Origin of the sequence: Mesorhizobium sp. M1217 (assembly GCF_040318275.1) — a bacterium.
Taxonomy (GTDB): domain Bacteria; phylum Pseudomonadota; class Alphaproteobacteria; order Rhizobiales; family Rhizobiaceae; genus Mesorhizobium.
In genome coordinates this window covers 233,630-252,483 of sequence record NZ_JAMYMA010000006.1, presented here as the reverse complement: position 1 = coordinate 252,483, position 18,854 = coordinate 233,630, and the positions used below count along the sequence as shown (strand labels likewise).

Here is an 18,854-nt window from a genome sequence, read left to right as displayed (position 1 = left end):
CCAATCTCCAATGCTTGCGGATAAGCGAGACGCTGAAGCTGCCATCTCCCCCCCAAGGGGGGGAGATGTCCGGCAGGACAGAGGGGGGCGCTGTCCCGCCATCATGAAAACATCTTACCGAACAGCAGCATACGTCCAACACCTGCCACCATGATTCAATGCCGCGAGGGTGAAAACAATGACCCGTCACGTCACCTTCATGACCATCGACGATGCCGAGCATTATACGCCGCAGCAGCGCGCCGAGATCATTGCCGCCTATCCGGCGCATGAGCGTGAGGCGCGGGCCAAAGGCATTCCGGTGCTCGGCTCCGGCCGCATATTTCCGGTGGCCGAGGAGCTGATCGCCTGTGAGCCGTTCCCGCTGCCGCGCTATTGGCCGCGGCTCGGCGCACTCGATTTCGGCTGGGACCATCCCTCGGCGGCGGTCGAGCTCGCCTGGGATACGGAGGCCGACGTCGTCTATGTCACAAAGGCCTGCCGCGCTTCGCAGCAGACTCCCGCCATGCAGGCGCTGACTCTGAAACCGTGGGGCGAATGGCTGCCATGGGCATGGCCGCGCGACGGCCGCCGCGAGACACTGGAGGGTGCCGGCACCGCGCTTGCCAAGCAATATTCGGCACATGGGCTGAACATGCTCGCCAGCCATGCGCAGTTCGCCGACGGTTCGGTATCGGTCGAGGCCGGGCTGATGGACATGCTCGATCGCATGCAATCAGGCCGCTTCAAGGTGTTTTCGACGCTTTTGCCGTGGTTCGAGGAGTTCCGGCTCTATCACCGCCGGGATGGCCAGGTGGTGAAGTTGCGCGACGATTTGATGGCGGCGACCCGCTATGGCGTGATGATGCTGAGGGAAGCGGTGGTCGACCCGGCGGTGTTCAAAGCCGCGCGGCGGAAGGCGGGGCAGGCCGATCCGCTGGGGGCGTTTCGGTGACCATCCGCATCATCCCCGCCACACTGCGCGATCTCTCCTATATCGCCGCCAACCTGCGGCCGGAGGACCGAGCCGAGATCGACTGCCAGTTCGACGAGTGGTCGCCGGCTTTGCTGGCGCTGACGGCGCTGCAGGGGTTTGCCTATGTTGCCGAGCTCGACGGCAATCCGGAGGCCGGCTTCGGCGCCGCCGAACAGCGCAGCGGGCTGTGGATCGCCTGGAGCTGGGGCACGCGCCGCATGAGGCGCTGCGTGCCTGGGATTACGGAATTCTTTCACGCCGTGCTCGGGCCGCAGGTTGCGGCGCACGGCGCCTGGCGGGTCGAGGCGCGAGCGCTGGCCGCCAATGAATTGGCGCTGCGCTGGCTGGCCCGGCTTGGTGCCACGCAACGCTGCCGCCTGCCGGGCTACGGCCGGAACGGCGAGGATTTTCTGCTCTACGACTGGACGAGAATCTCTCACTTTGGAGCAAACCATGTGCCTTTTTCAAAAGCCGCCGGCGCTGAAGCCGTTGCCGCCGACACCGACCATTGCCGACAAGGACGTGCAGGCGCGCGAGGCCGCGTTGCGGGCCCAGCTGGCGGCCAATGATGGGACCGCGGGAACGGTGAAGACCGATTTGTCGCCCAGTGAGCTCACCGGCCAGCGCCGCGTGCTGCTGGGGGTTTGACATGGGCGCGATGAGAAGAGTGTTCCGCAACCGCGTGCTGGCGTGGTGGTACTGGCGCCGGCACGCAAGGTTGGTGAAGAAGAGAGGCGGGTGATGCTGCCGATCTCCCCCCTCGTGGGGGAGATGCCCGGCAGGGCAGAGGGGGGCACTGTCCCGCCGGCCTTGGTGATCAATTTGTAAGTTGCCGCCATCGGCTCATTCCGGCGGGAAACGAAAACAGAGGCTGGCGTTCCTTCGCGCCCCCCTCTGGCCTGCCGGCCATCTCCCCCCTCGAGGGGGGAGATCGCAGCTTCCGCGTTTTCCGTAACAACCGAGCGCAAATCGTGTTCCTTCCGCACGGTTGACATTCTTCCCTCAGCCGCCATGCTGCATTGCAACATGGCTATCGAGAAGTTCGGCATGACGGAAACATCGCGCATCGAGTGCCTGGACGGGCTTCGGGCGCTCGCCGCGATCTGGGTGCTTATCGGGCACTGCCTGCTGTTGACCGGCTGGCAGGTTCCTATCCTCGGCGAACCGGACCTCGGCGTCGATCTGTTCATCATGCTGTCCGGCTTCCTGATGGTGTTCCATTACCAGCTGCGCCAGGACAAGGAGCCCTGGCAAAGGCCGGAAACCTGGCTGAAATTCTGGACCCGCCGCTACTTCAGGATAGCGCCGCTGTTCTACATCATGCTGTTCGCTGCCCTGGCGCTTGGCCCCTATCTCTACCAGTCGAGGATGGTCATCGACGAGTTCCTGCTGAGGTCGCCGCAGGCGCCCGAGCGTTATCTCGACAGCGGCCTGAAGAATATTGGCGCCCATCTGCTGTTCCTGTTCGGCCTGGTGCCGAATTTCGCCTATCGCACGCCGCTGCCGGACTGGAGCCTCGGGCTGGAGATGCAGTTCTATGCGGTGTTTCCGGCGATCATGCTGCTGGTGCGCAGGCTTGACTGGGTATGGAGCGCCATTCTGGTAGCGGCCACCGGCAGCGCGATCGTGTTGTTGATGGGGCAATTGTCGGTGCATTTTCCGATGCCGTCGTTCCTGCCGCTGAAGATGCAGATTTTCCTGTGCGGGATGCTGCTGGCGGGCGTCGTCCATCAAAGGCAAAAGCGGCCCTTCGCATATCTGGCGTTGGCCATGGCTCTGGCCGCGCTGCCCTTCGGCGGCGGCTATGGGCTTGGCAAGCTTTTGATGCGGGAAGCGCTCGTATTGGGTTTCTTTGCCCTGGTTCTCTACCGGATGCTGCCGGGAATGATGGGCATCGTGGCCAGAAAGATCGCCATGACGCTCGCCAACAGGTTCTTTCATCTGATGGGTGAGCTTTCCTTCAGCATCTATTTGATCCATCTGCTGGTTCTCCAGCCGGTCGCGGCCCTGGTCATCACCCAGTTCGGCCACGAATTGTCGGCGCCGCTGCGCTTTGCGGTCGTCACTGTCGTCGTTCTGCCGGTGGTGTGCCTGCTGTCCTGGATCACCTACACGCTGATCGAAGTGCCCGGCCAGAAGATGGGACGTTTCGTGGTGCAGCGTTTTGGGCGGAGCCCGGCGCTCGAGGGCAGCGCATGATCAGCTGAAACTGCCGATCTCCCCCCCCTCGTGGGGGAGATGCCCGGCAGGGCAGAGGGGGGCGCTGTCCCGCCGGCTTGTGGATCATTTGTAACGCGACGTTAGGCGAATTCCGGTTGGGCGAATCCGGTCGGAAAAACATAAAAAACGCAGGCTTGCGATCCTTCGCGCCCCTCTGTCCTGCCGGACATCTCCCCCACAAGGGGGAGGTCGGCAGCTTCGGCGTCCCGCCGCTTCTTTTCAATCAAATCCATCAAGCGAGGCTGACCATGAGCGATTCCCGTGCTCGCGATATTCTGTCGCGACAGGCAGAACTGGAGAGCGAACGCAGCCAGTATGAGCATGTCTGGGAGGCGGTTTCCGAATTCTGCGATCCCGATGCGCCCGACATGTGGAGTGGCCGCCGCCAGGCCGGCACGGATTCGCAGGCCGAACGGCAGGAGCGGCGCGGTGCGCGCGTCTACGCCAACACCATCAACTCGGCCGCCAACCGGCTGGCCGCCGGGCTGGAAAGCCTGATCATCCCGCAGTCAGAGAAATGGCATGGGCTGTCGACCGCGGCAATCAACGACGAGGAAACCGACGAGGAAAAGGAATGGGCGGAAGCGCTGCGCGATTTCCTGTTTTCGCTGCGCTACTCCGCCAATTCGAACTTCGTGCCGGCAACACAGGCATGCCTGCGCAATGTCGTGCGCTACGGCCCAGCCTATCTCTACGCCGAGGAGGGTTTTGGCGGCACGCTGATCCGCTATGCCTCGATCCCCGTGGTCGAGGGCTATCTCTCGCGCAACCGCTGGGGCCAGGTCGATATTTTCCACCGCCGCTACGAGCGCACGGCGCGGCAGGCGGCGCAACTGCTCGGCTATGAAAAGCTGCCGGTGCGGATCAAGGTTCTGGTCGACGACCCCTCGAAATGCGAGACGAAGATCTCGCTGATCCAGTGCATCCAGCCGCGCGACGAGCGCAAGATGTACAGTCTGAGCGGCACCTATCAGTATCTCGATACGGCGTTCGCTTCCTATCACGTCATCGAGGACGAGGAGGTGATCGTCAGGGAAAGCGGTTTTCGCTCGTTCCCGGTATCGTGCTTCAACTGGCGCCGCTACGAGGGCGATCCCTACGGCATCTCGCCGACCATCGAGGCGCTGACGACGGTGCGCGAGGAGAACGCCGTGCGGCGCTCCGGCCTGCGCGCCCTGCAGCAGATCACCGATCCGGCGACCGCGTCCAAGGCGCGGCTCGACTATGTGCCGGTGCTCAATCCCGGCGAGAATTATCCGGGCCTGATCGACGATGCCGGCCGGCCGCTGATCGCGCCCATCGCCACCGGCCAGAACCCGACCTATGCGTTCAATTATGCCGACAGCCGGGCCGAGGATATCCGGGACATGATGTTCGTCAACCTGTTCCAGACGCTGGTGCAGAACCCGCAGATGACGGCGACCGAGGCCTTGATCCGGCAGGAGGAGAAGGGCGCGCTGCTCGGGCCGTCCGGCTCGATCATCCAGGCCGGCTTTGCCAGCAATCTCGACCGCGAGCTGGGTATTCTGGAAGACAAAGGACTTTACGAGGAAGACAGCCGCTTCCTGCCGCCGGCGAGCCTCGCCGGCAAGGCGCTGCGGCCGACCTTCACCGGCCCGCTCGACGTGCTGCGCCGCTCGGCCGAAGCCCGCGACACCATCCAGGTGGTGACGACGGCCATGCAGATGGCGCAATTCGATCCCGGCATCATGGACAATATCGACGGCGATGAAGCACTGAAGATCGTGCAGGGCGCGGGCCGCAGCCCGCAGCGCATCTTTCGCCGCCAGGACGAGGTGGCCGGTATTCGCGATGCTCGTGCCAAGGCCCAGCAGGAACAGGCCGGCATGGCGGCGGTCGCCACCGCCGGCAAGGTCGCCAGGGATGCCGTGCCCGCCGCAGTGCAGGCGCGCGACAGCGGCCTGCTCGATGGGCTCGGCGGGCTGATGCCGCAGGGTGTGCAAGATGCTTCGGGCGGGCAGCGCGCATGAGCGGCAAACGCTTCGCCCATTCCAGCCAGGCCGGCGGCCCGGCCAAGGCGCGGGATGCGCTGGCCAAGGCCTATCTCAGGGTGTTCTCAGGCCAGGACGGCGAAATGGTGCTGGCCGACCTGACGGCCGCGACCGGCTATTATCGCCGGCCATCCTATGGCGAGTGGCTGGCCAAGACGAAAACTCCGAACGGCTTCGAGCTGCACAGCGCGCTGAGCAATGCGCGGGCCGAAGTGGTGCAGCACATTATGGGGTTTTTGACGCTGGACGAAGCGCAGCTGGCGGCGCTGGCAAAGGCGGCGAGGCTGGAGGGGAGGTAGGGTGGTGGAGGACCTGTGGCTAAGTCTTGCTCAAATCTACGGTGAGTCGCAACGGGCTGGTTTTGACGCCTGGCGGCCAACACCTCTGGACCGATTTCGAAAGTTGTCGGGCCGCTTCCGCCGCTGCTTCCGAATGAGGTTCGTAGGATACAACCGTAACCGACTTGATCTTGCCGGCCTTGTCCAGTGTCACCTCGAAAGTGGCTTTGACACGATTGTCGACAGCGGCCACCGGCAAGACCAGGCATTCGTCAATCCGCTCAACACTGACAGCCTGTCTGGCGTGTGCGGAAACCGAACAAACAGCCAGCAGTGAGGTCATCAAAAATCGCATCGTCGCCCCCTTTGGATAGCAGACGATAGCGCCGACGTTTAATCAGCGGAAGGACCAAATCATCGGGGAAAAAGGATGCGCCGAGGCTGAAGCTGCGCCCCTCTCCCCGTTCTACGGGGAGATGATGCCGGCAGGCAGGTGAGGGGCGGAGCCGGCATGTCAGAAGTTTGCGCTGCCCCTCATCCCCCTGCCGGGACCTTCTCCCCGCAGAACGGGGAGAAGGGGGCACGCTCAATAATCGCCGTTATAATAGCGGTCGTCACAGGGGGCGGTGTAGATGCGGCCGCTGTTGCGATCCTGATAACGGCAAAGCTGTTCGCCGCGCGGCTGCGGCGTGGTGGCGTTGCCGACGACGGCGCCCAGCAAGGCGCCGGCTCCGGCACCGATGACCGTGCTCTTGGTGTTGCCGCCGATCGCCTGGCCGGCAAGCGCACCGGCGCCGGCGCCGAGCAGCGCACCGGTGCTGGTTCTCTGCTGTGCTTCGGTCTGCGCGCAGCCTGCCAATGCGGCGGTTACGAGCATGGCGGCAATGGCTCTGGAAATGGTCATCGTCTGGTACTCCCTTGAAGTCTATGAACTAATACACGGGCCGATTTTGCCAAGTGCGGTGGCATTTGCGGCGGAACATAGGCACTGAGCCTCACGAAATAAGACATGGTTGTTTTAGTCTGACAGCTCGGTTTCGGAAAGAAATGTAACCGAACAAGACGACGGAGCTTCATCTCAAATCGACCTTCGAGGGGCTACGCTGCCTCGATCTGCATCACCTTTTTTGCCGCAGCGGTCAGAAATCCGGATCGGCTGTAGCCGTGGCGCTCTGCATATCGATCGATCTGATCGAGGATATCTTCCGGAATGGTGACATTGACGCGCACGACTTTCGCCGCTTCGGCTTTCAAGGGAACCAGGATGGCGACACCGCTCAGATTGTCCTTGTCCGACATCACTTCCTCCAGGGACGACGGCTCGGGAATTGCTTCGCCATCCTCGACCAGCCCCTCGACATGAAAGGCCAGTGCTTCCTCGGCCATGGCGCGGGCATCATCCAGATTGACGCCTGCTGTCACCAGGCCCGGAAAATCGGGGAAGGAGACGCCGAAGTCGCTGTCCGCTTGCTTGTGGATCAGTCCGATGTAGTTCCGCATTTCTCTACCTCAGCTTCAAGCCGGATTGTTTTTCGATACTCTTGAGAGTGCCGATCGGGATGTCGCGCTTGGGATGCGGAACCGTCACCCGGCCCGGCTTGGCTTTGTGCTTGAACTGGGCGTGACTTCCTTTTCGAGCCACTTCGTACCAGCCATCCGCCAGCAGCCTATGAATGACATCGGCGCTCTTCATGTTGTGTATAGATACACACAGAAGGGCTAAATGTCCATGAGATTTGCGGCAGATTACGTGCCGCGGTCCAGTTGAACCTTCCTCAAATCCCCAAAAAATGGAGATACCAGATGACCCGAGGTCTTCCCCGGACGCTTTCGCGTGCCGCCGCCAGAGAAGCCGGCCTTGCCCCGCCCAAGGCGGGGCTTACCGCCAGGACGACCGGGCAGGGCGGCGCCTACCGCACCGTCTTCTCCTTCAATGCCATGCCGGTGCCGGTCACCGATGCACTGGCCTATGCCAGTCAGAAGCTGTTCGATTTCATCGATGGCAAGATCCGTATCAAGGGCGGCACGGCAAGATTGCAGTTCGCCGTGCTGACGCCGCGAGCCTCGACCATCAACGACAATGCCGCGCTAACCTGGTCGCTCGGCTCGACGGCAGCATTGAGCGCTGTGCTTGCCGGCACCATGGTCAATGTGCTGGGCGCGACCGGCCGTACGCTGGATGGCGCGGGTGCCGCGCTGTCGAGCGCATCGATTGCCGATGTTGACGCAGCCGCTACGCTCGACGGCACCGTGACGCCGGTCGACCTCTATCTCAACCTGGCGTTTGCCACCGGCACGGATATCGACGCTGACGGCACGGTTGCCGTCACCGGCACTATCACGCTGTTCTGGGAGAACTGGGGCGACAATATCTAGGTTCCCTCCAGATATGGGTGATTGGCGAAAGCGGAAGTGACGGCCAATCTCCCCCCGCGTGGGGGAGATGCCCGGCAGGGCAGAGGGGGGCGCTGTCCCGCCGGCTTATCCAGCTGATTCGTGCTTGCAATCTTTCCCGGGGCGTTGGTGACGAAGTGCACCGGATCCTCGCGTTCCTTCGCGCCCCCCTCTGTCCTGCCGGACATCTCCCCCACGAGGGGGGAGATTGGCAGCTTCGCCGCTGGCTCTCTCTAAACCTCAACATAAGGAATCTTTTCATGACAGATCTGGCAGACGCCGGGTCCGCGGTGGCGGCGCCACCGGCGGGCAACCTTGCACGGCCACCGGCCAACGGGGACAACGGGTCCGCCCCGCCTGCGGCCAAAAGCTGGTTTGACGGTCTTTCCGAAGGCAACCGCAAGCTTGCTGAAACCAAGGGCTGGACCAAGCCTGAAAGCCTCGATCGGGTTTTCACCTCTTATGCGGAGCTGGAGCGGCAGCAGGGTGAGAGCCTGCGCGTTCCGGCAGCCGATGCAGCCGCGGAAGACTGGGACAGGTTCCATGCCCGACTGCCCGAGGCGATGCGTCCGCTGACCTCGCCCGACAAGGTCGAGTACAGGCGCCCCGACGGGCTCCCCGAAAACTTCGCCTATTCGGACGAGCTCGCCAATGCGTCCAAGGCCTGGGCAGTCGAGGCAGGTGCTACCCCGAAGGTCGCGCAGGCCTATCACGACCGCTTCGTCGGCTACATGGCCGAGCAGGCCAAGGCACAGCAAATCGCCGTTGCCCGCTCGGTCGAGACGACCCACGACGACCTTGTGCGGGATTGGGGACCGACCGGCAGCGATGGCTTTCGCAAGAAGCTCGAGGTCGCCAACAGGGCGATGAAGAAGCTCGGCCTGGTCAATGCCTATAAGGCGAAGGGCATCCTTCTGCCGGATGGCGCCTTGACCGACCCGCAGATCGCCAAGGCGTTCCACGCCATCGGCGAGGCGATGTTCCGCGAAGACACGATCGACGGCGGCGCGGCCTTGAGTGGAGGCAATCCCTTCAAGCGCAATGCCGCCGGCGAGCGCAACCTGACTGGCATCTCAGCCCTGGTCAAAAGCGACCCCGCCCGCGCCCGGCGGCTGGCACGCGAGGCCGGCGAAAACCCCGATCTGTGGATGCCCAATAATCCTCTCTGAAATTGGACCATGATCTTTTCCGAAACCGGTTTCCACTTTTCTGGATCATGGTCCGCCAATCCCCACAAACCTGAAGGAAGACAAAAATGGCAGACGCCTATACCCGCATCGCGGACGCGATCGTTCCGTCCGTCTATGCGCAATACTCGTTCGAAGAGCATGTCCAGTCGCTCGACATCTACCAGGCCGGGATCCTGTTTTCCGACCCGGCCATCGCCTCGAAGCTCTCCATGGGCGGGCGTTCCGTCGACATGCCCGGCTGGAAGGATCTCGGCAACGATCCCTCGGAGCCGGTCAATGACGACCCGGCCGACTCGATCGAGATGAAGAAGATCGGTGCGCGCCGTGAAGTCGCGGCCCGCAATGTGCGTGCGCAGGCCTGGGGCATCCCGGACCTGACTTCGATCCTTGCCGGCGACGATCCGCAGAAGCTCATCGTGCGTCGCCAGACCGACTACTGGCAGCGCGCCAACAAGCTGACGCTGCTCGGCATCCTGAAAGGCGTGCTGGCCGACAACATCGCCAATGACGGCAGCGATCTGGTGCGCGTTACCGGTGCTTCCATCGTCGACACCGACATCATCGAGGCCGCCTATCTGATGGGCGACCGCGCCGACAAGTTCAAGACGATCTGGATGCATTCGAAACAGATGAAGGCGCTGAAGCTCGCCGACCTCATCGACTATGTGCCGTCGTCCGAGCAGGGCGGGCCGCTGATCCCCTACTACATGGGGCTCAGGGCCGTCGTCGATGACGATATTCCGGTCGCCGGCGGCGTCTACACCGCCTTCATGTTCAAGGAGAAGGCGATCCTGTGGAACGAGCTGCCGGTCAACACCGAAGGCGGCCCGCTCGAGTTCGACCGCAAGCCGCGGCAGGGCCATGGCGGCGGCGTCACCGAAATGGTCGGCCGCCGGCATTTCGTGCCGCATGTGCCGGGCACCCGCTTCCTCGACGCGTCCTCGGCCGGCGAATTCGCCACCGATGCCGAGCTGGCATTGGCGGCAAACTGGGACCGCACGGCGTCGAGCGTCAAGCACATGACGTTCATCGCGCTGAAAACGATGGAGGCCTGATCCGGCCGGAAGGGGCGGGCATCAGAGGTCCCGCCCCTTCTGGACACCAGGTCGGCCGGTGTGGCGAATCCCAAGTTCACCCGCTGCGCCGCGCCGGAGTGATGCGAATTTTGCGGTTCGCCACAACGTTCATGTTGCTCGTTTGGCCAATCGACGGCACCAAACAGTTACAAGAAAGGGCGATGCTGCCTTGTCTGAGCAAGGGAGGTAACTATGAACGTGAAGTACAAAACAGTTCAGGAAGTGCTCCGAAAAGCGGGCATTGTCATGAGCAAGAAGGGGGAAGTTCATCGCATAAACTTCTTCAGCGGTCTGGAGGACACCGCCTACTACACACCAAGTCTTCAAGATGCCCTGGACAAGGGCTTGGCTATGGCGGGAGGTATCGGAAGGGTGAAAGCAAGCGTCTTTGCCAAGTCAGCCGAAACAGGGATCTCGACCAGCGCACGCATCGGCTGACTCAATCCAGGCAAGACATCGCCGCATTGTGCGGCGGTGTCGTGAAACCGCAATAACCGAAGCATTGCCGTCTTCCTTGCTCGAATGGAAAAAAGACGGATCACGCAGCACGTGCCACCCATTCCCTGACGGGCGGCTGGCATCGTGACGGCTCCCTGCACGAGACGTGCAACGTTCTGCCCAAGCCACAATCACAAGAAATCCCCAGCCGCCTTGAAGCGGCTTTTTGCCGTGGAGACACCATGCCCCGTTTTCCCCGACCAACCACACAGACAGAGGCCTGAGCCATGGCCATCACCCCGCTCGACATCGCCAACATGGCGCTCGCCGTGCTCGACGAGGCGCCGATCGACAGCCTCGACCAGGACGCCAAGGCGGCGCGTCTGCTCAATCTGCACTTCGACCTGACCCGCGAGGCCGAATTGACCAAGCACGCCTATGTCTTCGCTATCCTGGCGGCCTCGGTCGCCGGCTTCGACACCGGCAGCGGCGCTGGCACGCTGAACTTTGCCTATGAACTTCCCGCCGACTGCCTGCGGCCCTTGCCGCTGACCCATAATGGCGAGCCGGACGGCGTGCCGCTCTCATGGCGGCAGGAGGCCGGGTTGGTCTATTCCGATCAGGCCGGGCCGCGCATCATCCGCTATATCGCCAACCTGACCGACCCCAACGACTGGGACGCGCTGTTCACCGAGGTGCTGATTGCGGCGCTCGCCATCAAGATCGCGCATCCCTTGACCCACAAGTCCGGCATGATCGACGTCGCCCGCAGCGCCTATGACAGGGCGCTGGATGCCGCCTACTCGGCCAATGCCATCCAGCGCGGCGGCAGATTTTCCAATATGTCCTGGGCTTTCCAACGCGGCGACAACAGGTTCGCCGGCCGATGACCACGCTCTATCCGGTCCAGGACGCATTCATCCGCGGCGAGATTTCTCCCCGCTTGCACGCTCGCGCCTCGCTCGAGCTCTACCGGGCGGCGCTGTCCAAATGCACGAACTTCGTCACGCTGCCGCATGGCGGCATCAGAAAGCGTGGCGGAACGTATTTTTGCGCGGAGGTGAACAACTCGTCGAAGGCGACACGGCTGATCCCGTTCATCTTCTCGGCCGATCAGGCCTATGCGCTCGAATTCGGCGATCTTTACATCCGCGTCTACGCCTATGGCGCCCGCGTCGGTACGGTCGAGGTGGCGGCCCCTTATCTCGAGGCCGATCTCTTCGACCTGCAATTCGTCCAGTCGGCAGACCAGATGTGGATCACCCACAAGGATTATCCGGTCAAGGTGCTGACGCGCACCGCGCACACGACTTGGACGCTCGCCGATTTCGTCTTTCTCGACGGCCCATACGACAAGATCAACACCACCGCCACGACGTTGACGCCGGCCGCAACCGGCAACGCCATGCCGGTCATGACCTCGAATACGCTGCCAAGCGGCACGGTCAGCAACAGCAACGGCTCATCCGACGTGTGGCAGGTGTTCGACGGCGACAAGCAGGAGGGGGTGGACATAGCGGGATTTCCGAGCGGGTATCTGCGCTACCAGTTCGGCGGCGGCGAGGCCAAGACAGTCGACGCCTACTGGATTACCGCGACGAATGATCACTCAGACACTGTCTCGCCGACCCAGTGGCAATTCCAGGCCTCGCACAACGGCACCGACTGGACGACGCTCGACAGCCGGGACGGAGAGACCGGCTGGTCCAAATCGGAAACCCGCTTCTTCGACGGCTTCAACAACACGGTTGCCTATGAATATTATCAGCTGCTGTTTTCGGGCGGCGACAGCGACGGAACCGCCATCGCCGAACTGGCCCTGCACGAATACGCGCCGTCGCAAACGCCGTTTGATCTCTCGGCCTCCTCGGCCGTCGGTATCAATGACGGCACTGGTTTCCAGACGAGCGATGTCGGCCGCGCCATTCGTCTGCTTGGCGCGGATGGCTTCTGGCTCTGGGCAAAGGTCACTGCCCGCACCAGCATGACGGTGGTCACGGTCCAGTTGTATGGACATGCTCTGCCCGATCTCAGCCCGATCATCCGCTGGCGTCTCGGCACGTTCGTGCCCGGCAAGTACGTGCAGAGCGGTTCGCTTTACGAGGAGCGCCTGGCGTTCAGCCGAAAATTCTCGGTCTATGCCTCGCAAACCGGCGATTTCGACAACTTCGCCACCGGCGAGAAAGACACCGACGCGCTGGAATTCGTGCAGGCCGGCGGCGGTCAGGCCAATGACATCACGTGGGTGGCGGAATCGGACGGTGCGCTGATCATCGGAACGCTTGGCGGGGTGAGGGCGCTGTCCGGCTCTGGCATCGACGAGGCGCTGACACCGTCCTCGTTCAAGAACCGCCGGTCGCGGACCTTCGGCTGTGCCCCGATGCGTCCTGTCGATGCGGGGCAGTCGTTCCTCTATGTCACCCGCTCCCGCAAATCGATCGCCGAGCTGACACAAAACGCCACCGGCCGCTTCACCTCCGACGACGTCGGTCAAATATCGGAGCACATTCCGAAGAAAGGCGTCGTCGAACTCGCCTTTCAGACCGACCCCGACCCGCTGCTCTGGTTCCCGCTCGGGAATGGCGAACTCGGCGGCTACACGCACCAGCCGTCGCAAGACGTGCGCGGCATGCATATCCACCAGATCGCCGGAAGCTCGCAGGATCCAACTGGGCCGTTGTCGAAAGCGCCGTGGTGACGCCCGGCCAGGACGGCAATGACGACCTGTGGCTGATCGTCAAGCGCACGATCGGCGGCGTGACCAGGCGCTATATCGAAATAAAGACCGTGCCGTTCGAATATGCGCAATCGAGGACGCTTTCGAGGTCGACTGCGGGCTGACCTATTCGGGTGCTGCCGTCAATGTCGTCTCCGGCCTCGATCATCTCGAAGGCCAGGCGGTCGACGTGCTGGCCGGCGGCAAGGTCTACAAAGGGCTCACGGTCGCTTCCGGCCAGGTGATGCTGCCCGGCGGCGCCACCGCCGCCAAATGGCAGGTCGGGCTCGGCTACCAGTCCGAGGCCAACACGCTGGAGCTGGACGTCGGCGGCCGCGACGGCTCGATCGTCGGCCGGCGCAAGAAGGTCGCCAAGCTCATTCTTTCGCTGCTGGAAACCGACATCGCCGGGCTTCAGGTCCAGTCGTTTATCCGCGGCCGATGGGAGCAGGTTCGCATCCCGTCCGTGGTTGCTCCGGGTGCCATGGCGAAATTGTTCACCGGCAATGTCGAGGTGCCGATCGACGACAGCTGGGAAGGGCAGGGGCGGGTGAAGATCCGCCACGTCAATCCGACGCCCTGCACGATCAGGGCGATGACACCGGTGTTCGACGCCGAGCCTTAGACGCATTGCAGGTTGGCGAAACTCTTGACGACGGCCGATCTCCCCCCTCGTGGGGGAGATGTCCGGCAGGACAGAGAGGGGCGCTGTCCCGCCGACCAATCGTAATTACGTCCTTATCCATTCTGGCCTGACCGCAGTTAGCTAAAGCCGCCGCGATCCTTCGCGCCCCCCTCTGCCCTGCCGCGCATCTCCCCCACAAGGGGGGAGATTGGCAGCTGCGATGTCCTCCCTCAAGAAGGAACCACCCGTGACCCAACTCCCCCATGCCGAAGACCTCGGCAGGGCGCGGACGGCTGCCGATTTTGCCGCCGTCATCGCCTTGCTCGACACCGACCTCAACAATGCGATCGCCCGCAAGGGCGAGCTGGAAACGGAAAAGTTTCACGCGATCTTCGGCGCCGGCAATTTGACGGCGGCGCGTGCCGCATTGGACGACTGCACCGCTGAAATTGCGCGAATCGAGAAAACTATCGAGGACGCGGACGAGCGCCGCGTTGGCGCCCCCCTGGACGAACCCCCCGCCGAACCCTGCGCTGACACGCCGCCGCACGGCGACGAGGTCAGGACAAACGCCGAGGCGCTCGGCGAGCGCTGGCGCACGGTCCACTGGCTGATCGAGCAACTGCGCCAGGAGCTGTTCGCGGCCGATGCCTTGAGCCGCGCCGTCACCGCCGCCAACGGCGTGTCCGACGGCGCCGCCGGGGTCAAAGTCAACCTGACCACCATCCGGCGCACAGCCATGGCCGGCCCGCGGGCCACAGCACCCACGCGGCTCAGCCGCCCGGCGATCCAGGCCGACCGGCTGCTTTTGTCCTTCCTCAGTCCCGGCGGCGTGCTCGACCGGCGCCCTCGATCGGCGCGCCCGTCGACGGCATCAAAAGCAAATTCATTCCCGCCGGCGAACGAGGCTGACCATGTGCACACTAGCTCTTATCGGCACGGCGCTTTCGGTCGGCGGCGCGCTGGCGGAAGGCCAGCAGTCCAGGCAGATGGCCGACTACCAGGCCAAAGCCTATGAACAGCAGGCGCGGGCCGACGCTCAAAGCTCGGCCTTCGAGCAGGGCCAGGAGCGCCATAAGCAGGACCTGCTGCAGGCGCAGGCGCGTGCCCAGGCCGGCGCTTCGGGCGTCGCCATGGCGGGATCGCCGACCGAGGTGCTGGCCGCCAATGCCAGGCAGGGCCAGCTCGACCTCAAGGCGATCCAGTACGGCTCGCAGCTGCGCCAGAACGGTCTCGGCACGCAGGCGGCGATCGCGCGCTTTTCCGGCAGGCAGGCGGTGGGCGCCTCGATCTTCAAGGCAGGCGGCAACCTCGTATCGGGCATTGCCGGCCTCTACGACCCGGCCAAGGCGGTGACGTTCGGCAGAAGCGCCTTCCCGCCGGCGCCGGGCGGAGGCCTCTACTGATGGCCACCATCCCGCTCCAGCTTGCCCAGCGCCGGCTCGATACCGACACTGTGGCCTCCTATCCCAACGGCTCGCCGGTGGGCGCCGCCATGCAAGGCTTTGGCGACGAGCTCTCGGCGGTGGCCGAACGCTTCCGGCAGCAGAAGCAGCAGCAGGATGCGTTCGACGCCGACATTATCGGCCGCGAGCTGAACGCACGCATCGCGCACGCCGAGGCCGTGGCGGTGCAGACCGCGCCGGCCGACGGCGGCGGCCTGCACGACTTCATGTATGGCCAGCTCGATCCGCGCAGCGACGGCGTCGTCAAGCCCGGCCTGTTCGACCAGATCTTCGACGACACGGCGGCGAAAGTGCCGGAGGGCGAACGCGCCAATTTCCTCGCGCAAAAGCAGGCGTTGCGGCTGGCCGGCTCGGCGCGCATGGCCGCGCAGCAGCACGCGCGCCGCCAGAACTACGAGCAGGCCGAGTGGACCAAGGTCGAGCACGGCTACACAAGCGCCATCGCGCAGGGCGACCCGGACGATAGCGACACATTCGAGGCGATCAGGCGGAGCGGGCTCGAACTGATCGGCAAGATGGGCAGCCCGGTGGCCCGGCAAGCGGCCGAGGCCGCCTGGCGCAGCAACGCGGCAAAGGCGCTCGTCCAGGCGATGATCGCCCAGGATCCGAAGCGCGCTGCCGAGATGCTGGGGGCGGTGTTGGCCGCAACGGACGGCAAGACCAAGGACGATACCGTCGAGGCTGTGAGTGGGCCTCCGGCGGATGGAACTGCCGCACCGGCTTCGCTCCGTGACCGGGTAGGCAAGCTTACGCCGGACGAAAGGTCGGCGCAGGCCTTTGGGGACGACATTGCCCCCGAAGAGCGGCCAGGGTTGGTCCAGCAGGCCCGAGCCGCCGACGCGATGCGGCAAGTCGAAAAACGCACAAACATTATCCTGGCCGAGCAGAATGCGCCGGCCGACATCAGGGACAGTGGAACCTATTCCGGCCCGATCCCAACGCCGGAACAATTCGTCGCTCTCTATGGCGCTACCGAAGGCGCCGGGCGCTTCGAGGCGTTCAACAGGACCGTTGAGGTTAATCGCCAATTCCACGGCATGCGCGACCTGTCGAATAACGCCGTGCGGGCCATGGTCAAGGACGCCGACCCCACCGCAGATAGTTCAACGCCGGAAGTGGACAAGGCACGCCATGACGCTATCGCCGCCGCCGCGGACCTGACGTTCAAGGCCAGGCAGGCCGATCCGGGCGGCTATGTCCGCGAGGCATTCGCGAACCTTGATGCGGCCTGGAGCAACCTGTCGAAGCCGGGAGACTATCGGGCGGCGATCATTGGCTCCATCGCCGCCCAGCAACAGTTGGGTTTTGAGACCGCCCAGCCGCTACCCAACTCTGTCGCTGAGGACATTGTCGGCAGACTCAAGGCCCAGCCGCAACACCAGACCGCAGAGCTGCGCAATGTGTTCGCCGCGCTACCGAATCAAGCCGCGCGCGAAGCGGTGCTGAGCCACCTGTTTCAGACCAGCGCGTCCCAAACGGACAACAGCATCGCGGACAGGTCGGTCCGGGCAGCTGTAGTCGACCCGATGATGCTGCTCGATTTAGCCAACACTGTCGAGCCAGGACGATCGGTATCAAACGCGGAACTCACCAACTACTTACCGACGAATCAAGAGTGGCTCGGGAGATTGATAGCCGGCGACAGTGAGCGGGGGAGCCTATGGCGTCTTCTCGCGCAAAAACTCGTGGGCTCCGATGGGCTTGGCGAAGACAGCATCTCGGTGGCCGACTTCACGCCGTTGGGGACGTCATTTGCACTGGAGAAGGCTGGAAATGCAGCGCTGGAAGGCAACTACGACCAAACACTGCTCAATGCCGCGGGCGCAATTCCTGGCGATAGGTTGGCGGTGGTGGCCCTGGAACGCGCCGCGGCGAAGATTGCCAAGCCCTGGGTAGAGAAACTCTCAATATTTTCGAGGCGGCCGACTGACCTAGTCGAAGGCGGCGAGGCACTTGTTCGTGGGGTCGATGCCGAAACCCTTAGGCACCAGCAAGCGCTTGCGCGCTCGGTCTCGCCACCAATCCCACGCCGGAAGACGCGAGCCGGTGAAATGTCCGATAGTGCCTTTGATACCGCGTTACTAGGTGCGATGCTTGCTAGGGATACGTCCAAAGTTAAACATGCCGGGGCGAAGGTTGGGTGGGCTCCATCCAAGGACTATCGAAAAACCTTTTTCGACGCGAATCCTAGTCTCAACAAAAGCGACTATATAGTGCATCATGGCGTCGAGCAGGGAGTTTTTAAAAGGTATCCCGGGCTTTTTGCAGAGCAAGAGCTGCATTCAATCGAGAATCTTCGTGGAATCCGGAACGAGTTCGACATAAATTTGCACCAGAAGGTCATTCGGAACGAGTGGGAATATTTCTATAAGAAAAACCCTCATGCTACTCGCCAGAAGGTCCTTGACTATGTTACGGAAATCGACAAGAAGTATGGACATTTGTTCTATCTACCAATAGGTGACTGATGAGATACTTTGACATTCTGCCCGATGTGGCCGGCGGATTGGGCGACGGCACTGTCATGGATACCAGTGTCCACCCTCCTATCGTGAGCAAGCTTGTGTACCAGATGGAGGGATGGATCGGTGATGTTCTTATAACAAGCTTTCCATGTTTCCTCGTGACGGAAGAGGCCGCGCACGCATTGTCAGAAATCGGCTTCACCGGAGCGGCATTCGCCCCTGTTGAAGTCATAACGTCCGAAGATTTTCGCGAACAGCAGCCCGAGGTAGAGCTTCCATCTTTCGTGTGGCTGAAGGTGAGCGGGAAGGCGGGTCACGATGACTTCGGCATCGCCAAGAACCTTGACCTCGTCTTATCAGAGCGAGTCTTCGATGTGTTTGATGAACGAGGTCTCCCTTCAGCTACCATCAAGCCGTTCGACATTTGGCATGAGCAGCGTTGAGCTTTGCGAGCCCATTCCGGTAGAGCCGTGCAGCGCACTCGCGACAAGCCTGTGCAGCGCTGAATATGGATGTGTCTCACGAGAAAGCGCTGGCCGACCGGGGGCACGCATCGTGCGAGAGCAGATCATATTAAACACCATAGCGATGCAGGAGACTATGCTCGCTGGGCAAGAAGAAGATGGCTCAAGCAAGAAATGAAAGGGAACACAAGTGGTCGAGCGAAATTGTAGCGACGTCAAACCCGACTTGACTAGCGTCACCCGCTTGCCGTCGGCTGACAAAAGCACAGGCGATGAAGAGCTTGATGCTGCACGTCTGGAAGCCCGAAAATATCTTGAGTTTTATGACTGGTTTCAGACATCAAGGGAGAATATCTTGGGTATGGGGCCGACGGCATAGTATATATTTTCCTTTTCGAGATTGTACCTGGCAGGCCGGAAGTGGATCCGTGAGTATGGGTGATCGTAGGCGATGTGCCTCCGACATACCTGACTTGTGAGGACGCCAAGACTCCATACGAGGCGCTGGATGGATATGTCGGCGCCATGGAAGAGTGGGTCGAAGCTGCGCGACGG

General features: G+C 62.7%; 20 protein-coding genes. 16 read left to right on the top strand and 4 right to left on the bottom strand.

What is annotated here, in order from left to right; genetic code table 11:
• The first annotated feature begins 178 nt into the window (after window positions 1-178).
• The 5 genes from NKH37_RS12825 to NKH37_RS12805 all read left to right on the top strand — a co-directional run bounded on the left by NKH37_RS12825 (window position 179) and on the right by NKH37_RS12805 (window position 5,486).
• Complete coding sequence (locus NKH37_RS12825; protein ID WP_051409635.1) at window positions 179-934, top strand: phage terminase large subunit family protein; 756 nt, start codon at window positions 179-181, stop codon at window positions 932-934.
• On the top strand, window positions 931-1,524 hold the full coding sequence (locus NKH37_RS12820; protein WP_352861866.1) for a hypothetical protein: 594 nt from the start codon (window positions 931-933) through the stop codon (window positions 1,522-1,524). Before NKH37_RS12825 ends, NKH37_RS12820 begins: the two co-directional genes overlap by 4 nt.
• A gap of 478 nt (window positions 1,525-2,002) precedes the next feature.
• On the top strand, window positions 2,003-3,154 hold the full coding sequence (locus NKH37_RS12815) for an acyltransferase family protein (RefSeq protein ID WP_352516075.1): 1,152 nt from the start codon (window positions 2,003-2,005) through the stop codon (window positions 3,152-3,154).
• Between the two features lie 269 nt (window positions 3,155-3,423).
• On the top strand, window positions 3,424-5,166 hold the full coding sequence (locus NKH37_RS12810) for a portal protein (protein WP_353041066.1): 1,743 nt from the start codon (window positions 3,424-3,426) through the stop codon (window positions 5,164-5,166).
• On the top strand, window positions 5,163-5,486 hold the full coding sequence (locus tag NKH37_RS12805) for a Bbp19 family protein (RefSeq protein WP_353003516.1): 324 nt from the start codon (window positions 5,163-5,165) through the stop codon (window positions 5,484-5,486). The genes NKH37_RS12810 and NKH37_RS12805 overlap by 4 nt, the downstream gene beginning before the upstream one ends.
• 19 nt (window positions 5,487-5,505) lie before the next feature.
• On the opposite strand, the gene NKH37_RS12800 is transcribed toward NKH37_RS12805, so the two are convergent.
• From NKH37_RS12800 to NKH37_RS12785, 4 genes are all read right to left on the bottom strand, one after another.
• Window positions 5,506-5,808 carry a hypothetical protein gene (locus tag NKH37_RS12800; protein WP_352589714.1) on the bottom strand — a complete coding sequence of 101 codons (303 nt, stop codon included), beginning with the start codon at window positions 5,806-5,808 and terminating at the stop codon, window positions 5,506-5,508.
• Window positions 5,809-6,051: 243 nt separating this feature from the next.
• Window positions 6,052-6,369, bottom strand: coding sequence for a YMGG-like glycine zipper-containing protein (locus NKH37_RS12795; RefSeq protein ID WP_023718151.1), 318 nt, complete (start codon window positions 6,367-6,369; stop codon window positions 6,052-6,054).
• 194 nt (window positions 6,370-6,563) lie between these two features.
• Window positions 6,564-6,965 (bottom strand): type II toxin-antitoxin system HicB family antitoxin, encoded by a 402-nt coding sequence (locus tag NKH37_RS12790; RefSeq protein WP_023718152.1) that lies wholly within the window; start codon window positions 6,963-6,965, stop codon window positions 6,564-6,566.
• 4 nt (window positions 6,966-6,969) lie between these two features.
• Window positions 6,970-7,158 (bottom strand): type II toxin-antitoxin system HicA family toxin, encoded by a 189-nt coding sequence (locus tag NKH37_RS12785; RefSeq protein WP_352496017.1) that lies wholly within the window; start codon window positions 7,156-7,158, stop codon window positions 6,970-6,972.
• 110 nt (window positions 7,159-7,268) lie between these two features.
• On the opposite strand from NKH37_RS12785, the gene NKH37_RS12780 reads away from it, so the two are divergent.
• The 11 genes from NKH37_RS12780 to NKH37_RS12730 all read left to right on the top strand — a co-directional run bounded on the left by NKH37_RS12780 (window position 7,269) and on the right by NKH37_RS12730 (window position 18,278).
• Window positions 7,269-7,841 (top strand): hypothetical protein, encoded by a 573-nt coding sequence (locus NKH37_RS12780; protein WP_353003514.1) that lies wholly within the window; start codon window positions 7,269-7,271, stop codon window positions 7,839-7,841.
• 278 nt (window positions 7,842-8,119) lie between these two features.
• A complete protein-coding gene (locus NKH37_RS12775; protein WP_352496019.1) occupies window positions 8,120-9,028 on the top strand; it encodes a hypothetical protein in 909 nt (302 codons plus the stop codon).
• An 86-nt stretch (window positions 9,029-9,114) separates the two neighbouring features.
• Entirely contained in the window at window positions 9,115-10,104 is a 990-nt protein-coding gene (locus tag NKH37_RS12770) for a Coat protein (RefSeq protein ID WP_353041064.1), read from the top strand.
• 213 nt (window positions 10,105-10,317) lie between these two features.
• Entirely contained in the window at window positions 10,318-10,563 is a 246-nt protein-coding gene (locus NKH37_RS12765; protein ID WP_023718157.1) for a hypothetical protein, read from the top strand.
• Window positions 10,564-10,850: 287 nt separating this feature from the next.
• Window positions 10,851-11,453, top strand: coding sequence for a phage connector family protein (locus tag NKH37_RS12760; RefSeq protein WP_352851174.1), 603 nt, complete (start codon window positions 10,851-10,853; stop codon window positions 11,451-11,453).
• Window positions 11,450-13,261 carry a phage tail protein gene (locus NKH37_RS12755; protein ID WP_353003510.1) on the top strand — a complete coding sequence of 604 codons (1,812 nt, stop codon included), beginning with the start codon at window positions 11,450-11,452 and terminating at the stop codon, window positions 13,259-13,261. The genes NKH37_RS12760 and NKH37_RS12755 overlap by 4 nt, the downstream gene beginning before the upstream one ends.
• A 28-nt stretch (window positions 13,262-13,289) precedes the next feature.
• On the top strand, window positions 13,290-13,904 hold the full coding sequence (locus NKH37_RS12750) for a phage tail protein (protein WP_353003508.1): 615 nt from the start codon (window positions 13,290-13,292) through the stop codon (window positions 13,902-13,904).
• A gap of 247 nt (window positions 13,905-14,151) precedes the next feature.
• Window positions 14,152-14,922 carry a hypothetical protein gene (locus NKH37_RS12745; RefSeq protein WP_353003507.1) on the top strand — a complete coding sequence of 257 codons (771 nt, stop codon included), beginning with the start codon at window positions 14,152-14,154 and terminating at the stop codon, window positions 14,920-14,922.
• The gene (locus tag NKH37_RS12740) at window positions 14,894-15,310 is read left to right on the top strand and encodes a hypothetical protein (RefSeq protein ID WP_353003505.1); all 417 of its coding nucleotides are present in this window, start codon (window positions 14,894-14,896) and stop codon (window positions 15,308-15,310) included. Before NKH37_RS12745 ends, NKH37_RS12740 begins: the two co-directional genes overlap by 29 nt.
• Window positions 15,310-17,838 carry a hypothetical protein gene (locus tag NKH37_RS12735; RefSeq protein WP_353003503.1) on the top strand — a complete coding sequence of 843 codons (2,529 nt, stop codon included), beginning with the start codon at window positions 15,310-15,312 and terminating at the stop codon, window positions 17,836-17,838. Before NKH37_RS12740 ends, NKH37_RS12735 begins: the two co-directional genes overlap by 1 nt.
• Window positions 17,838-18,278 (top strand): hypothetical protein, encoded by a 441-nt coding sequence (locus tag NKH37_RS12730; RefSeq protein WP_023723056.1) that lies wholly within the window; start codon window positions 17,838-17,840, stop codon window positions 18,276-18,278. The genes NKH37_RS12735 and NKH37_RS12730 overlap by 1 nt, the downstream gene beginning before the upstream one ends.
• Window positions 18,279-18,854: the final 576 nt, after the last annotated feature.

What these genes read in the sequence shown, in the direction of transcription:
- NKH37_RS12785 (WP_352496017.1), bottom strand. Translation starts at nt 7,158, where the DNA reads ATGAAGAGCGCCGATGTCATTCATAGGCTGCTGGCGGATGGCTGGTAC.
- NKH37_RS12740 (WP_353003505.1), top strand. Translation starts at nt 14,894, where the DNA reads ATGGCCGACTACCAGGCCAAAGCCTATGAACAGCAGGCGCGGGCCGAC.
- NKH37_RS12815 (WP_352516075.1), top strand. Translation starts at nt 2,003, where the DNA reads ATGACGGAAACATCGCGCATCGAGTGCCTGGACGGGCTTCGGGCGCTC.
- NKH37_RS12735 (WP_353003503.1), top strand. Translation starts at nt 15,310, where the DNA reads ATGGCCACCATCCCGCTCCAGCTTGCCCAGCGCCGGCTCGATACCGAC.
- NKH37_RS12775 (WP_352496019.1), top strand. Translation starts at nt 8,120, where the DNA reads ATGACAGATCTGGCAGACGCCGGGTCCGCGGTGGCGGCGCCACCGGCG.
- NKH37_RS12770 (WP_353041064.1), top strand. Translation starts at nt 9,115, where the DNA reads ATGGCAGACGCCTATACCCGCATCGCGGACGCGATCGTTCCGTCCGTC.
- NKH37_RS12795 (WP_023718151.1), bottom strand. Translation starts at nt 6,369, where the DNA reads ATGACCATTTCCAGAGCCATTGCCGCCATGCTCGTAACCGCCGCATTG.
- NKH37_RS12730 (WP_023723056.1), top strand. Translation starts at nt 17,838, where the DNA reads ATGAGATACTTTGACATTCTGCCCGATGTGGCCGGCGGATTGGGCGAC.
- NKH37_RS12805 (WP_353003516.1), top strand. Translation starts at nt 5,163, where the DNA reads ATGAGCGGCAAACGCTTCGCCCATTCCAGCCAGGCCGGCGGCCCGGCC.
- NKH37_RS12755 (WP_353003510.1), top strand. Translation starts at nt 11,450, where the DNA reads ATGACCACGCTCTATCCGGTCCAGGACGCATTCATCCGCGGCGAGATT.
- NKH37_RS12825 (WP_051409635.1), top strand. Translation starts at nt 179, where the DNA reads ATGACCCGTCACGTCACCTTCATGACCATCGACGATGCCGAGCATTAT.
- NKH37_RS12810 (WP_353041066.1), top strand. Translation starts at nt 3,424, where the DNA reads ATGAGCGATTCCCGTGCTCGCGATATTCTGTCGCGACAGGCAGAACTG.
- NKH37_RS12790 (WP_023718152.1), bottom strand. Translation starts at nt 6,965, where the DNA reads ATGCGGAACTACATCGGACTGATCCACAAGCAAGCGGACAGCGACTTC.
- NKH37_RS12760 (WP_352851174.1), top strand. Translation starts at nt 10,851, where the DNA reads ATGGCCATCACCCCGCTCGACATCGCCAACATGGCGCTCGCCGTGCTC.
- NKH37_RS12765 (WP_023718157.1), top strand. Translation starts at nt 10,318, where the DNA reads ATGAACGTGAAGTACAAAACAGTTCAGGAAGTGCTCCGAAAAGCGGGC.
- NKH37_RS12780 (WP_353003514.1), top strand. Translation starts at nt 7,269, where the DNA reads ATGACCCGAGGTCTTCCCCGGACGCTTTCGCGTGCCGCCGCCAGAGAA.
- NKH37_RS12800 (WP_352589714.1), bottom strand. Translation starts at nt 5,808, where the DNA reads ATGACCTCACTGCTGGCTGTTTGTTCGGTTTCCGCACACGCCAGACAG.